Origin of the sequence: Acinetobacter sp. UC24323 (assembly GCF_024151445.1) — a bacterium.
GTDB lineage: Bacteria > Pseudomonadota > Gammaproteobacteria > Pseudomonadales > Moraxellaceae > Acinetobacter > Acinetobacter baumannii.
In genome coordinates, this window is sequence record NZ_JAHIBY010000011.1 from 98,734 (window position 1) to 112,293 (window position 13,560).

16 protein-coding genes are annotated in these 13,560 nt (G+C 36.7%); 11 read left to right on the forward strand and 5 right to left on the reverse strand.

What is annotated here, in order from left to right:
- Nucleotides 1-212 precede the first annotated feature (212 nt).
- Both KNQ97_RS15085 and KNQ97_RS15090 read left to right on the forward strand, forming a co-directional pair.
- Complete coding sequence (locus tag KNQ97_RS15085; protein ID WP_000920881.1) at nucleotides 213-647, forward strand: hypothetical protein; 435 nt, start codon at nucleotides 213-215, stop codon at nucleotides 645-647.
- 138 nt (nucleotides 648-785) lie between these two features.
- Nucleotides 786-1,769, forward strand: coding sequence for an ion transporter (locus KNQ97_RS15090; RefSeq protein WP_001221035.1), 984 nt, complete (start codon nucleotides 786-788; stop codon nucleotides 1,767-1,769).
- A gap of 25 nt (nucleotides 1,770-1,794) precedes the next feature.
- On the opposite strand, the gene KNQ97_RS15095 is transcribed toward KNQ97_RS15090, so the two are convergent.
- The gene (locus tag KNQ97_RS15095; protein WP_002014361.1) at nucleotides 1,795-2,994 is read right to left on the reverse strand and encodes an MFS transporter; all 1,200 of its coding nucleotides are present in this window, start codon (nucleotides 2,992-2,994) and stop codon (nucleotides 1,795-1,797) included.
- A gap of 228 nt (nucleotides 2,995-3,222) precedes the next feature.
- Here KNQ97_RS15095 and KNQ97_RS15100 point away from each other — a divergent pair, with 228 nt between their 5' ends.
- The 3 genes from KNQ97_RS15100 to KNQ97_RS15110 all read left to right on the forward strand — a co-directional run bounded on the left by KNQ97_RS15100 (nucleotide 3,223) and on the right by KNQ97_RS15110 (nucleotide 5,749).
- Entirely contained in the window at nucleotides 3,223-3,651 is a 429-nt protein-coding gene (locus tag KNQ97_RS15100; RefSeq protein ID WP_001228338.1) for a membrane protein, read from the forward strand.
- Between the two features lie 157 nt (nucleotides 3,652-3,808).
- The gene (locus KNQ97_RS15105; RefSeq protein ID WP_199969867.1) at nucleotides 3,809-4,603 is read left to right on the forward strand and encodes a DUF4198 domain-containing protein; all 795 of its coding nucleotides are present in this window, start codon (nucleotides 3,809-3,811) and stop codon (nucleotides 4,601-4,603) included.
- 225 nt (nucleotides 4,604-4,828) lie between these two features.
- Nucleotides 4,829-5,749 (forward strand): LysR family transcriptional regulator, encoded by a 921-nt coding sequence (locus tag KNQ97_RS15110; RefSeq protein ID WP_000890088.1) that lies wholly within the window; start codon nucleotides 4,829-4,831, stop codon nucleotides 5,747-5,749.
- A gap of 50 nt (nucleotides 5,750-5,799) precedes the next feature.
- On the opposite strand, the gene KNQ97_RS15115 is transcribed toward KNQ97_RS15110, so the two are convergent.
- Entirely contained in the window at nucleotides 5,800-6,252 is a 453-nt protein-coding gene (locus KNQ97_RS15115; protein WP_032038701.1) for a DUF441 domain-containing protein, read from the reverse strand.
- Between the two features lie 253 nt (nucleotides 6,253-6,505).
- Between KNQ97_RS15115 and KNQ97_RS15120 the strand changes: the two genes are divergently transcribed.
- A complete protein-coding gene (locus tag KNQ97_RS15120) occupies nucleotides 6,506-6,724 on the forward strand; it encodes a hypothetical protein (RefSeq protein ID WP_000351255.1) in 219 nt (72 codons plus the stop codon).
- A 100-nt stretch (nucleotides 6,725-6,824) separates the two neighbouring features.
- Nucleotides 6,825-7,529 carry a pseudouridine synthase gene (locus KNQ97_RS15125; protein WP_253612418.1) on the forward strand — a complete coding sequence of 235 codons (705 nt, stop codon included), beginning with the start codon at nucleotides 6,825-6,827 and terminating at the stop codon, nucleotides 7,527-7,529.
- On the opposite strand, the gene KNQ97_RS15130 is transcribed toward KNQ97_RS15125, so the two are convergent.
- The 3 genes from KNQ97_RS15130 to KNQ97_RS15140 form a co-directional block, all read right to left on the reverse strand.
- Nucleotides 7,522-7,965 carry a GNAT family N-acetyltransferase gene (locus KNQ97_RS15130; protein WP_032038696.1) on the reverse strand — a complete coding sequence of 148 codons (444 nt, stop codon included), beginning with the start codon at nucleotides 7,963-7,965 and terminating at the stop codon, nucleotides 7,522-7,524. The two genes, KNQ97_RS15125 and KNQ97_RS15130, sit on opposite strands and share 8 nt — an antisense overlap.
- Before the next feature lie 97 nt (nucleotides 7,966-8,062).
- A complete protein-coding gene (locus KNQ97_RS15135; RefSeq protein WP_001232531.1) occupies nucleotides 8,063-8,371 on the reverse strand; it encodes a type II toxin-antitoxin system RelB/DinJ family antitoxin in 309 nt (102 codons plus the stop codon).
- Between the two features lie 111 nt (nucleotides 8,372-8,482).
- Nucleotides 8,483-9,391, reverse strand: a complete 909-nt coding sequence (locus KNQ97_RS15140) for a pseudouridine synthase (RefSeq protein ID WP_000097947.1) — start codon at nucleotides 9,389-9,391, stop codon at nucleotides 8,483-8,485.
- A gap of 119 nt (nucleotides 9,392-9,510) precedes the next feature.
- Between KNQ97_RS15140 and tsaE the strand changes: the two genes are divergently transcribed.
- From tsaE to hfq, 4 genes are all read left to right on the forward strand, one after another.
- Nucleotides 9,511-9,984 (forward strand): tRNA (adenosine(37)-N6)-threonylcarbamoyltransferase complex ATPase subunit type 1 TsaE, encoded by a 474-nt coding sequence (gene tsaE, locus KNQ97_RS15145; RefSeq protein ID WP_002049012.1) that lies wholly within the window; start codon nucleotides 9,511-9,513, stop codon nucleotides 9,982-9,984.
- Nucleotides 9,977-11,929, forward strand: coding sequence for a DNA mismatch repair endonuclease MutL (mutL, locus tag KNQ97_RS15150; protein ID WP_000129002.1), 1,953 nt, complete (start codon nucleotides 9,977-9,979; stop codon nucleotides 11,927-11,929). Before tsaE ends, mutL begins: the two co-directional genes overlap by 8 nt.
- Before the next feature lie 6 nt (nucleotides 11,930-11,935).
- A complete protein-coding gene (gene miaA, locus KNQ97_RS15155; protein WP_000070779.1) occupies nucleotides 11,936-12,880 on the forward strand; it encodes a tRNA (adenosine(37)-N6)-dimethylallyltransferase MiaA in 945 nt (314 codons plus the stop codon).
- 94 nt (nucleotides 12,881-12,974) lie between these two features.
- Complete coding sequence (gene hfq, locus KNQ97_RS15160) at nucleotides 12,975-13,463, forward strand: RNA chaperone Hfq (RefSeq protein ID WP_000033648.1); 489 nt, start codon at nucleotides 12,975-12,977, stop codon at nucleotides 13,461-13,463.
- The last annotated feature ends 97 nt before the right edge of the window (nucleotides 13,464-13,560 follow it).

Below are 13,560 nucleotides of genomic sequence, written 5' to 3' on the forward strand. Positions count from 1 at the left end.
AAAAAAGGAGCTGATTATTCAGCTCCTTTTTATTTTAATGAGAATTGGTACATATTTTAATTATTAAAATAATAAATTAATCATGTTTTATTCTAATAAAATGTAAAAATAAATATAACGCTAGATATTAAAGAAGATTTTGTTTTAAAATATTTGTATGAACTTAAAAATAATTAAAAAGAACATGGGTATTTTATATATGGAATTTAAAAATGCTAAAGACAATTGTTGAATTTAAATTTGATGATTATCAGCTATATGATCAAAATTTATCAGCAGAAGACGGGAATACTTTAGTACAGAAAACTGAAGATATTGCACAATATATTTATAGTATATTAAAAAATAGATATCACTTAAATATTGAGTTAAATGCTGAGCGTTGGGGCTGGGAAATAGAAGTGCCATTACCTGAGATTACGATGTATATCGGTATTAGCGTTTATGAAGAATACAGTAATGGTTTTGCAATATTCATTTCACCAAATACACCAATTTTAAGAAGATTTCTTTTTAGAAAGTTAGATATTACTCACCATATTATGTTGCTACAAAATTATATTAATGTCATTTTGAAGTCCCATGCCGGTATATATGATGTGCAATGGTGGGAGGAAAATGAGTTTAGATATGTTGCAGCGCATTAAAATATAATTAGTAAATATGAAATATTATTTATGATTGTTTAGCTAATACAATTAATAAAATATTTTATTGGCTGCTATAGTGGTGAATTTACGTATGTGAGCTTAATATATGTTCAATATAACGTGGTTCAGATCCGTATGCGAATTTTAGCATGGAAGACAGTACGTCGGTTCTTCTATAACAACCTTCATAATCATGATTACGAAACGACAGTAAGTAGATGTATTAACTACTTTTTAGTTTTCTTAATTATTGGGAATGTAGTTGCTGTATTACTAGAAACAGTAAATGATCTGTATTACAGCTACCGTATATGGTTTGACTACTTTGAAAATGTCTCAATTGCAATTTTCAGTATTGAATATCTCTTACGGCTCTGGAGTATAGTCGAGCGTGATCCGACACAAGCTGCATGGAAGCAACGTTTAGCATGGATGAAAAGTGGTGAAGCACTGATTGACCTCATGGCAATTTTGCCTGCGTATCTAAATTTCTTTGTACGAATAGATCTTCGTATGTTAAGAATTTTACGGTTACTTCGATTATTAAAATTAACTCGTTATTTCATCTCACTACAAATATTGCTATGTGTGATTAAGCGAGAAAAAGGTTCCTTTCAGGCAGTGATTTTTATTTTAATCATTATGATTATTATGACTGCCTCTGGTATTTATGTTGTTGAGAATAAAGCGCAACCGGAAGCTTTTAGCTCTATTCCTAAAGCAATGTGGTGGGCGGTTGTGACTTTAACTACAGTCGGATACGGCGATGTCACACCAGTAACTAGTCTAGGAAAATTATTGGGAGCCTTAATTACAATTCTAGGGGTAGGGATTGCTGCTTTACCGGCTGGTATTTTAGCTTCTGGTTTGGCCAATGAACTTAACCAGCGTAATCAGCGCCTTGAACAAGAGTTCCGAGAGTTACTTCAAGTGCGTGGTATTGATATCATGCATGATGAAGTTGAAATAGAACGTATTCGACAAAAAGTAGGGCTACCAAAAGAACAAGCGCATAATCTGATTATTCAAATTATGCGCGAAAAAGTATTAGAAGAGAAAGAAGCTGTTAGAGAGAAGAAATGTTATTGCCCGCACTGTGGTGAAAAGTTAACAGATTAGAGACTCAACGAAAGCCTGATCATACTCAGGCTTTTTGAGTTGCTTTTTCTACAGCAAATGCAATGAGTAAGATAATAAGGCCACCAAGGCTCAGTACAAAACCTACCCAGATTGGTGCAATCCAACCCATCTGATGGCTCAGTACCCAACCACCTAAAAAAGCGCCTAATGCATTAGCAAGATTAAAGGCGGAGTGGTTAAGTGAAGCTGCTAGCGTTTGTGCATCACCTGCAACATCCATGAGGCGTGTCTGTAAAGCCCCACCTAAACCCATAACGGTTAGGCCAATTAAGAATAAAGAGCCAATTGCGCTATAGATATTACTCATTAGAAAGCTTGCGACTACAAATGCGATCGCTGAGCTAATGAGTACGCCCACAATAGTTTTATTGAGGTTTTTATCTGCAAGCCAACCCGCAGCTAAACCACCAATCACCATCCCGATGCCCCACAGCGCTAATGCAATAGGAACAATCTGGATATTAACTTTAGTGTATTCAGTGAGAATTGGTGAGACATAGCTATATACCGAGAACATGCCCCCGAAGCCAATTGCGCCGACTGCAAGGGTTAACCACATATTTATATTTTTAAGCCCAGCTAATTCTGTTTTTATGCTGGCAGTAGCTTGAACTGGAATATTCGGTACAAAGCAAGCTACAGCAATTAAAGTAAAGAATGCGATCGTTGCTGAAAATTCAAAACCTGCTCTCCAGCCAAAATGTTGACCTAACCATGTTGCTAAGGGTACGCCAATAACGGTAGCAACGGTCAGCCCCATCATCATTTGCGCAACTGCTGAAGCTCTTCGTGAAGGGCCTGCTAGTTCAGCCGCGACTAAAGCGCCGACACCAAAATATGCGCCATGAGGTAAACCTGCAATAAAACGGGAGACTAAAACGGTTTCTGGGGTATGTGCTAAAGCTGTGCATGCATTGGCAATACCATAAAACAGCATGAGGCAAAGCAATAGGGTCTTTCTAGGTACTTTGGCACCCAAAATGGCAATAATAGGGGCACCAATAACAACACCTAATGCATAAGCACTAATAAAATGCCCAGCTTCAGGTACTGTAATTTTTAAATTGTGTGCAATTTCCTGAATAAGACCCATTGCGACAAATTCTGTAGTGCCAATACAGAAACCGCCTACTGCAAGAGAAAAAATTGCCAAGAAGAGTGAGTAATGTCGAGGGGAAGAAGAAGGGGATTGGGGTGACGCCATAATAAATTAATAAAAGGAAACTCAAAAAAGAAAGTATAAGGGAAAAGAGACCAAAATAATAAAAAACTAGAATCTCGAGAGGAAGTTTGCACATTTAAAACCGGAACATTTTATCTTTATATTGAATAATTTATCGAATTCTTTTATCAAATTGGATATGATGAGCGCGTAATACTTTAAGCATTACAATAATTTGTATAAATACTTAAGAAATAGAGAAGTTAAATCGTGAGAAAATTATGTATTGCCTGCCTTATTGGTATGGCTATGTTATCTATGTCTGGTTGTGCCGTATTTATGGCTGGCAATCAACCAAGTAAAAAAAATTTAAATGTTTTAAATCCGGGTAGCTCTCGTAATTATGTTATTGCAGAGTTTGGGGCACCTGTATTGTCTGAGTACCGTGATGGGACAAGAGTTGAAATCTATACATTCCAGCAAGGCTATTCAAAGTGGGTGAAAGTAGGTCGTGCATTTGGGCATGGGGTTGCAGATGTTGCCTCAATAGGTTTATGGGAAGTATTTGGAACTCCAGCTGAAGCATACTTTAATGGTAAAGAAACAACTTATGAAGTGACTTATGGCGAAGATGATTTAGTAAAAAGTTATAAGCTCATTGACTTTAATCAAGCTTTTCCAAAAGTAAAAGAACAATGAGGTAATGAAAGAGGCCACTTGGCCTTTTTCTTTTTATATAAAAATCTTTAACTTAAATTTATTAATGATAATAAGAATTATTTTTATTTGTGTATAATACATTTGCTTATGATTTGTCTGTAAAAATTTAAATTTTCCTAATTAGGATTGAGAAATAATGAATAGATTATTAGTAACATCACTTGTTTTTGTATGTAGTTACAGCCTTGCTCATGAACCTTATGTTGCGCCATTAGCGTATAAAACTGAGCAGACACAAGTACCGGTAGTAGCTGGTTATGCTGAAGAAGCACTAAATAGTGAATACGCTTTAAAAGATGCCAAGCTTACCGTCATTACCCCTAAACACGATCCTAAAGTTATTAATGCTGAAGCTCTACATAAATCTGTAACTGTTTTCGATGTTGCTTTACCGGAAGACGGTACATATATTCTGCAAACTCAGGCGAGTTACCCTTTAAAATATGTATATGATCAAAAGGAGTGGCATTTATTTTTTGATTTACCAGCAGATAAAGCTCCGCCAAAAAAAGAGCGTGACTATCTAATTCCTGCTGATCTTAAAACTAAAAAGATTAAAACAGAGGAAGTAACAAGAGAATGGGTATTACAAAGTTATCTTTCAAAAGGTAAAGTTTCAGATATTCAACTTCCAAATACACCAGTTAAAGTTAATTTTTCTGTTCATCCTAACCAGCTTAAAGTTACTCAAGCAGTTCAGCTAACCATAAGTGAAAAAGGCCAGAACCTACCTTATGCTGAAATTAATTTAAGAGAAAAAGGTGCAACTGATAAACAAGTACTACATTTTAAAGCTGATGATAAAGGACAAGTTGAACTTAAATTTCCAAAAGCTGGAGAATATTTAATGGAAGTCACAGCTCCAGTGGATTTAAAGTTAAAGCCTAAAAATCAAAATTATACGATTGTTAGCTTACAAGTGACCGAGTAAGAATATTCTCATTTTATAAAAAATAGATCTGAATGGGTCTATTTTTTATTTGTTAGCAAAGTCCATATCTAATTAACAAAAACTTATGTTGAGACAAATTAATTAATTTTGTGATAAGATGAATGGTATTCATTAGTGATGATTTATCTCCGTAACTCTGTTTAGTAATAAACAAGAGATAACTTAAAAATTTATAGATAAATTTATGTATTCAGGCTTGTGCCCATGTTAGAAATTCGACACCTTAAAACTTTAGTTGCTTTACGTGAACATGGTTCACTGGTCGCTGCAGCTAATGACCTATGCTTAACGCCCTCGGCTATTTCTCATCAATTAAAAGAATTAGATCATTGGTATGGGGTAGAGGTAGTTAACCGCCGCAGTCGACCTGTTAGTTTTTCTAATGTAGGACAGCGCCTACTTAAGTTAGCTGATGATGTATTGCCGCAAATTCAGATTACTCAGAGTGATATTACACGTATTGTGCATGGACAAACGGGCAGAATTATTTTTTCATCTGAATGTCATAGCTGTTTTGACTGGCTAATGCCTTTGCTCAATCAGTATCGTCAGCAATATCCAGACGTCGATTTAGACTTTGCTTCGGGGTTTGAAGCGAATCCACATGAACTTTTACAAAATGCTGAGTTTGATTTACTTATTACAGCCGATCCGATCGCGCTAAAAGGAATCGAATACTTCCCGATTTTTGAATATGAGTCGCGTTTGGTTTTATCAAATACTCATCGATTGGTTCGTGCTGAAAATATTACTGTTCAGGATCTCGCAGAAGAGGTTCTTATTACTTACCCGGTTGATAAGCACCGTTTAGATATCATGTCGAAACTGTTTATACCTGCAAATATTCAACCAAAACAAATCCGAACAACAGACTTAACGCAAATGCTTATTCAACTCGTTGCGAGTGGCCGAGGTATTGCTGCTTTGCCAGATTGGGTAGTCAATGAATACGAACAAAAGGGTTGGGTGACTAGCCGTCGTCTAGATTGTGTTTCTCCAGCAGGTTTAAGACGTACATTGTATGCAGGTTATCGAACTGAAGAAAAAGAGAAGAGCTACTTTGAAGGTTTCTTAAAGCAGCTAGAAAAGTTTTCTTTAAAACGCACTTCTTACTATTCAGGCTAAAAGTACTTATTTAGCCTAAGCATTTATTAAAAGGTACCTTCGGGTGCCTTTTATTTACCTATAAACAAAGATAATAGACCTGCTGCAATCAGCGGGCCAACAGGTACACCACGGAGTAACGCTACACCTGCAACCGTACCAATAAGTAAGCCTGCCACAACATCAGGTTGGCTCGACATAAGTTTTACACCACGACCACCTAGCCACGCGACGAGCAGACCAATTGCAATAGCGACTAAAGATTTAAAACTAATAAAGGATTTTAAAATACTCTCTCCACTAAGCTTGCCACTTGCAATAGGGGTGAGTACGCCAATTGTTAGAATAAGTATGCCTAAGTTTAAACCATGGGCCTGAATATAAGGAAAAAATTGATTTAATGGCGTGATTTTTATGATGATTAAAACGCCTGCTGCGATGGTTACAGCTGCATTTTGACTTAGTAAACCGCAGATAAGTAAAACTAATAAAACAACTAAATTAACATCGAATTGGGCAAGCATGAGAAGCGGCAAGAAAAGCAAATAATTTGAATTGTATAATAATTGAGAGCCAAAATGTGAGAGCTTTTAAGGTTGAAAAAGATCAAACAAAGATTTTTTAGTGGAGATTTTCTTGTATATGACTCAATGATAAAGAGTTTTATCTGTGGTTACGCTTGGAAACAATGTTATATAAATTAACAACTTAAAAAGTATTCTTTTGAGATAGTGTGATATAAAAATAATCACTACTCATGAGTACAGGATTAATCTTATGGATATTATAGATATCAAGATCAAAGACCAATTTGATCAAATTCATGATGCGAAAGCTCAATTAAAGAAGAATTTAGTTGAACATGAAAATGAGCCTTTAAAGCTAAGTCAGCGTATCGAACATATTATTGTAGATAATGAGGTGATCTTACCCACTACAGAATTGCTATTTGAAAGTGAACAAAACGAAAAAATTTATCGTGTCATTGAAGAATAATTCGAAGTTAATGAAGTTAAATGCGAAGATGATAAAGCAGAAGGTAATAAAACACTAAAATTACGTTAAAATAATGGTTTCGTTTTAAAGAGAAAGCTTTATGCTGCTGGAAAAAATTTTACAATCACAAGGGTTTGGTTCACGTAAATATTGTCAGCAGTTAATAAAAAATGGTTCAGTAAGTATTGATGGGGAGGTTGTGAGTGATCTCAAAAAGCAGTTCTCCCCAGAAAATTTTGAGTTTTCCGTTTTTGGTCAAAATTATCAATATAGAGAAAAAATTTATATTGCTCTAAGAAAACCTCAAGGTTTTGAGTGTTCTCATCATCCTCAGCATCATCAAAGTGTTTTTAGCCTAGTGCCTGAGACCATGATTCATCGTGGTGTGCAGGCGGTTGGACGCTTGGATCAAGACACAACGGGTCTGCTTTTACTTACTGATGATGGTAAATATCTACAAGCTTTAACTCATCCTCGTAAACATGTACCAAAGGTTTATCACGTTACAACTTACGACCCCGTAACCCCTGAGCAAATTGAAATGCTTACTCAAGGTGTTAATTTACACCAAGAAAAGGGGGTATTTGCTGCCACAGATGTAGCACTACTAGGAACTCATCAATTAACGATGACTATTCATCAAGGTGTTTATCATCAAGTTAAAAGAATGATTGCAGCCGTAGGCAATAAAGTCGAGAAGTTACATCGACATCAAATTGGTCAATTGGTTTTACCTGAAATTGAGGAAGGGGGCTGGGTATATTTGTCGGAGCAGGAAAAACAACTCGCTCAAAATATTATTTAAGAAAACAATGAAATGTCTGAAACTCACTGTCTCGGATGAACCCCATTTTTTCATAGAGGCGGTGAGATTCATGATTACTCGATTGGGTTTCTAGGCTAATACGTAAAGCATTTTCTTGTTTTGCAAATAAAATCGCTGTATCAATGAGTTGTTTTGCCGAGCCTTGACGACGGAATAGGGGGGTAACATATACATCATCTAAGATGTAGTAAGTTGAACAAGCAACTGAAGAAAAACCTAAATAAAGCAATACGAACCCAGTAATTTTTTCGTCCTTAATATGGATAAAAAATACGCTCTCTTTATTCTCAAAACGTTGTTTTAAAAAATGATGAGATTCTTCTAGATTAGAAGATGCACCATAAAATTGACGGTATTCATCAAATAGGACAGCGAGTTGGCTTAGGTCTTCATAGGTCGCTCGTCTTACAATCATTAGGTGCTCCTTGTATTTATGTTTATATTTTTACAAAGAGAGCATAACTAAAAAAGAAGCGAATTGACGTTAAAAGTTGTTTAAAAATGCAACACCGTTAAGTTTTGTCACTTTCACCTAATAGTGCATTTAACTCTTCAAATAAATCTTCGTGGTCATCATCTTCATTTAAAGTTGAAGCGTTTTGATTTAATGAAGATGCTTTTGCTTTTCTCAGTTTTAATAATTGTTCCATATTAATATTCTGGTTTTCGATCGCAAAAGGAATAGATTTGGTTAAGACGACTTGTTTAAAGAACAGTCGTACTGCTTGGGCAGGGGTAATCCCCAATTGTTTAAAAACAGCAAAAGCCTGTTTTTTCTCTTGGGAGTCAAGTCGAACCTGATAAACTTCTGTTTTTCGCATGAATAACAAAACCAAATGATTTTTAATTTTTAGGGATTTATTTTAAACCATCGGAATGTAATTTCAATGTCTTTCAGCATAAAAAATAATCTTTTTGTCATTACGATGAGATTACAGTGTCAATTCAAGCTGAGAATTGAAAACCATTTCCTGTTTTGTTAGCGGGTCTATAAAAGAAATTTGCTTAGCTAGAAGCTGTAAGGGCTGAGAAAAATCATCATCGGCTTTATGTTGAACTATTGGATAAAACGGATCATTTTTAATCGGAATTCCCAAATGATTTAAATGGACGCGGAGTTGATGCTGTTTTCCGGTGGTTGGCGTTAAACAATATTTAGCCCATGAGTGATTATGTTCAATCAGCTCAATTTTAGTTTCGGTATTGGTTTTTGTATGTGCAATCACCTGCATTGTATAAAAGGGTGTACCTTTATCTAAATACAGTTTTAAACTCTGAGGAAATTTTAATTCAGCTTTATATGGAGCGATTGCATGGTAAATCTTATTGACTTGACGATCTGCAAATAACTGTTGGTAAATTCCACGTGACTGCGGTCGTTTGCAAAATAAAACGACACCGGCAGTTTCACGATCTAATCGGTGGATCGGGGTTAAAAACTCATTGCCAGTTTGCTTTTTTAGTCGGACTAATAATGTTTCTTGTACATATTGCCCTGTTGGGCTAATCGTTAAAAAATGGGGTTTATCTACAACAAGCAAGTCATCATTTTCAAATAAAATCTGATGCTCAAAGGGAACATGTACTTCGTTAGCAAGGAATCGGTAATAAAAAATATGCGTGTTTGCTATATAAGGGCTGTTTAATGTTAATTTTTCGCCATTTGCCGCGTAAATAAGCCCATCTTGAAAACGCTGCTGCCACTCTGTTGCTTTTATATGTGGAAAATTTTCGCAAAGAAATTGATAGATGGTTTGTGCTGTCGTTTGTGGAGGAAGATAGACTTGGCTTGCGCTTACGCCATCAATCATAGGTGGGAAAAATTCAATCGGGCTAGACATAAAAGTGTGTCAATATTTAATAAATGTGATGTAAAAAAAGCCAACTTTAAGCACTTAAGTAGGCTTTAAAGCAGGGCAATGGTATCATATCGATTATTTTGAATCATGTTATGTGTGTTATGTCGTATTCATTGAAAATGGTCTTAAATCATGAAGAAGATACTCAGCGTTTAGCTCAGGCATTAGCGCAGCATGTTCAAGCTGGCGTGATTTATCTGATTGGAGATTTGGGCGCCGGTAAAACGACATTGACCCGTTATTTTTTGCAAGCTCTAGGGCATAAAGGCTCGGTTAAAAGTCCGACGTATACGTTGGTTGAACCATATAAAATCAATAATAAAGAAATTTTTCATTTTGACTTATATCGTCTCAATGACCCGTACGAACTTGAATTAATGGGAATCCGTGATTATCTAGATATTCAGGATGCACTATTTTTATTTGAGTGGCCATCGAAAGGTGGAGACGAAATCCCTGAAGCAGATATCGTCATTGATATTCAAAAATCAGATGATGAACTCAATCGTTTCGTCACCTTAACTTTACCAACAGAGCATTTATACCAGACTTTGCAGGAACAGCTTCATGACTGATGAAAAGCTAACACAACGTCGTATTCATACATTAGACGCCGCGTTAGCCAACCAGATTGCTGCCGGTGAGGTGATTGAACGTCCTTCATCGGTCGTAAAAGAATTATTAGAAAACTCAATTGATGCAGGTGCAACCGAATTAATTGTGCGGATTGCACAAGGCGGCTCAACATTAATCGAGATTATTGACAATGGACATGGGATTCATCCTGATGATTTACCATTGGCAGTGATGCGCCATGCAACCAGTAAAATTAAAACAGCAGAAGATTTACACGCGATTGTTAGCTTAGGTTTCCGTGGTGAAGCACTTGCTTCTATTGCAGCAGTTTCACGATTGACTTTAACCAGTAGCCAAGATGAAAGCGGAATTGGTCATCAGGTTGAGGTGAATGGTACCGCCTTTGATCATCAACAAGTCCAAGCTGTTGCTGCACAAAAGGGCACTCATATTCGAGTTCAGGACTTGTTTTTTAATGTACCTGCTCGCCGTAAATTTTTAAAAAAGCCAACCACTGAATTTGGGCATATTGAAGAAATTGTACGCCGTTTGGCTTTAACGCATTTTGATATACGTTTTGTACTTGAGCATAACGATAATATTCGAATTAATTTACCAATAGCAGATAGTGGTGAATTAAGATTTCAGCGTGTACAGCAATTATTGGGTCAACAGTTTGTTCAAAATGCTTACTGGATCGATGCCGAAAGTATTAACATGCGTTTGTCAGGTTGGCTAGGGCATCCTTCAGATGCACGTGCCCAAGCAGACTTACAATATGTGTATGTAAATGGCCGAATTGTGAAAGATAAAACCATTTCACATGCTTTAAGAATGGCATATGACGGTATTTTACATGGCCATCAGCATTCATCTTATTTACTTTTCTTAGAAGTTGATCCTGAAAATATTGATGTTAACGTTCACCCGACAAAACATGAGATTCGTTTTCTAAATCAACGTGAAGTACATGAGTTTGTAAGACATTATGCTAAAGAAACATTAGCACAATTTCAGACAGCTAGTGCTGATTTAGCACAAGCCATGAAAGTGGATGATATTCAAAATCTTTCGGTACAACCTCAGCCTAAATACCAAGAACAATTTACATTGCACCGTACAGCGCAAGCCGCTGATACAGCAGTAGACAAACCAAATGGTTATCAGCCTTCTACTGAGCTTTTAACTGATTTTAATAATAGTCGTCCCCAAGCTGTTCATTATGCGGAACAAACTCCAAAATATAATGGTTCTGCGCAGTTAAATAATGCATTAAAGACTTACTTGGCTCCATTACGTGATCAACCTGCTAATTTTTCAGTTGATGAAAATATTGAGCCTGTCGCTAAGGTAGATGAATTTCCATTAGGTATCGCAATTGCCCAGCTTCATGGAATTTATATTTTGGCGCAAAATACTGAAGGCCTGATTATTGTTGATATGCATGCAGCACATGAGCGTATTTTGCTGCAACAAATGAAAAATGCTTGGGATAAACCTGAGTTCTGGACATCTCAACAGTTGCTTATCCCTAAAGTGATCTCAATTAGTCGTATGCAAGCTGTTCGTGTTGAGGATTTAAAACCTCAGCTTGAACGCTTAGGGTTAGAGATTGATTTATATGGCGATGAGCAAGTCATTGTGCGTGGTGTGCCGGCTATTTTGCAAAAAGCGGATTTTGAAAATCTTATTCCCGAACTTCTCAATGACTTAGATCCAAATGATGAAGCACAAGGTTTATTGCAAAAGCGTGATGAACTGTTAGCAGGTATGGCGTGTCATGGTGCAGTACGTGCTCATCGACAACTTAGTCTCTCAGAAATGAATGCTTTACTTCGCCAAATGGAACAAACCGAATTTGCGAGCCAATGTAACCATGGTCGCCCAACTTGGCGTGCATTTCCATTATCTCAACTAGATAAATTATTTGCTCGAGGAGAGTAGTTTTACATGTCAAATCAATTGCCCGTCATCAATTTAATGGGACCGACTGCAAGCGGAAAAACCGCTTTGGCATGTGAACTCTATGAACGTGGAAATTTTGAATTAATTTCAGTTGATTCTGCACTTGTATATAAAGATATGGATATTGGTACGGCTAAGCCAACGCGTGAAGAGCAGGAGCTATATCCGCATCATTTAATTGATATTATTACTCCACTTGAGGTCTATTCGGCTGCTCAGTTTGTTGAAGATGCTTGCGCTTTAATTGATGAGATGCATTCACGTGGCAAAACTCCTATTTTGGTAGGAGGAACCATGCTGTATTTCAAAGCTCTCTTAGAAGGATTATCAAGTAACTTGCCAAGTGCAGATGCAAATGTTCGCGCAGCAATTGAAGAAAAAGCAGCAAATGAAGGGTGGCAAGCTGTTTATGATGAGCTGGTGGCAGTAGATCCGGCGGCTGGAGTGAAGTTTAAGGTTTCTGATAAACAAAGAATTATTCGGGCGTTGGAAGTTTACCGTATTACAGGTCAACCAATTACCAAATTGCAGGCAGAACAACCAAAAAATGTACCATATCGATACACATTTCATAACTACGCTTTACTTCCAGATCGGTTAGAATTACATCAACGCATTGAGCAAAGATTAAGCAAAATGTGGGATATCGGTTTTTTGAGTGAAGTCGAGTCTCTAATTGAAAAATACGATTTAGATGAAAATTTACCCTCTATGCGTTCTGTTGGTTATCGACAAGCTCTAGAATTTCTATTAAAAAGTGATATGAGTCTCAAAAAAAAGCAGGAAATGGAGGATAAAGCCTTATTTGCAACACGACAACTTGCCAAACGTCAATATACGTGGTTACGTTCTTTGCAAGAAATACACGATTTTAAAACTTACTTGACGATAAAGCAGGCGAAAGAAGACTTGCGAAACTCTTATGGATAAAGCAAAATTTGCACACTGTCTTTTTATAATTTTTAGTTGAAAAATAAAGATAGTTTTTTTGCGCTGATTTAAAAATTTTTTTTTGGAGTTAAAAATGTCTAAAGGTCAAACTTTACAAGATCCGTTCTTAAATTCTCTCCGTAAAGAACGCATCCCAGTTTCTATTTTCCTTGTTAACGGTATTAAATTACAAGGTCATATTGAATCTTTTGACCAATATGTTGTTTTATTAAAAAATACTGTAAGTCAAATGGTTTACAAACACGCAATTTCTACAGTTGTTCCAGCTCGTAACCCACGTCCAGCAGGTGCACAAGGTGCAGGTTTCCCAGCTCAGGGTGGTAGTCAAGGTGGCTTCGGTGGTCAAGGTGCTGGCTTTGGTGGTGCTCAAGGTGCTGGCTTCGGTGGTCAAGGTGGCTTCGGTGGTCAAGGTGGCTTCGGTGGTCAAGGTGGCTTCGGTGGTCAAGGTGGCTTCGGTGGTCAAGGCGGCTTCGGTGGTCAAGGCGGCTTCGGCGGACATCAAGGCGGTTTTGATAACGATTCTAAATTTGAAGATGGTCAAGACGACGAAAACAATCGTTAATTGATTAGCTTGAAAAAAACCAGTCAGTGATGACTGGTTTTTTTATGGCTTTAAAAATATAAAAAAGCATATTAAAGCTACCTGCGGTCCATCTCTG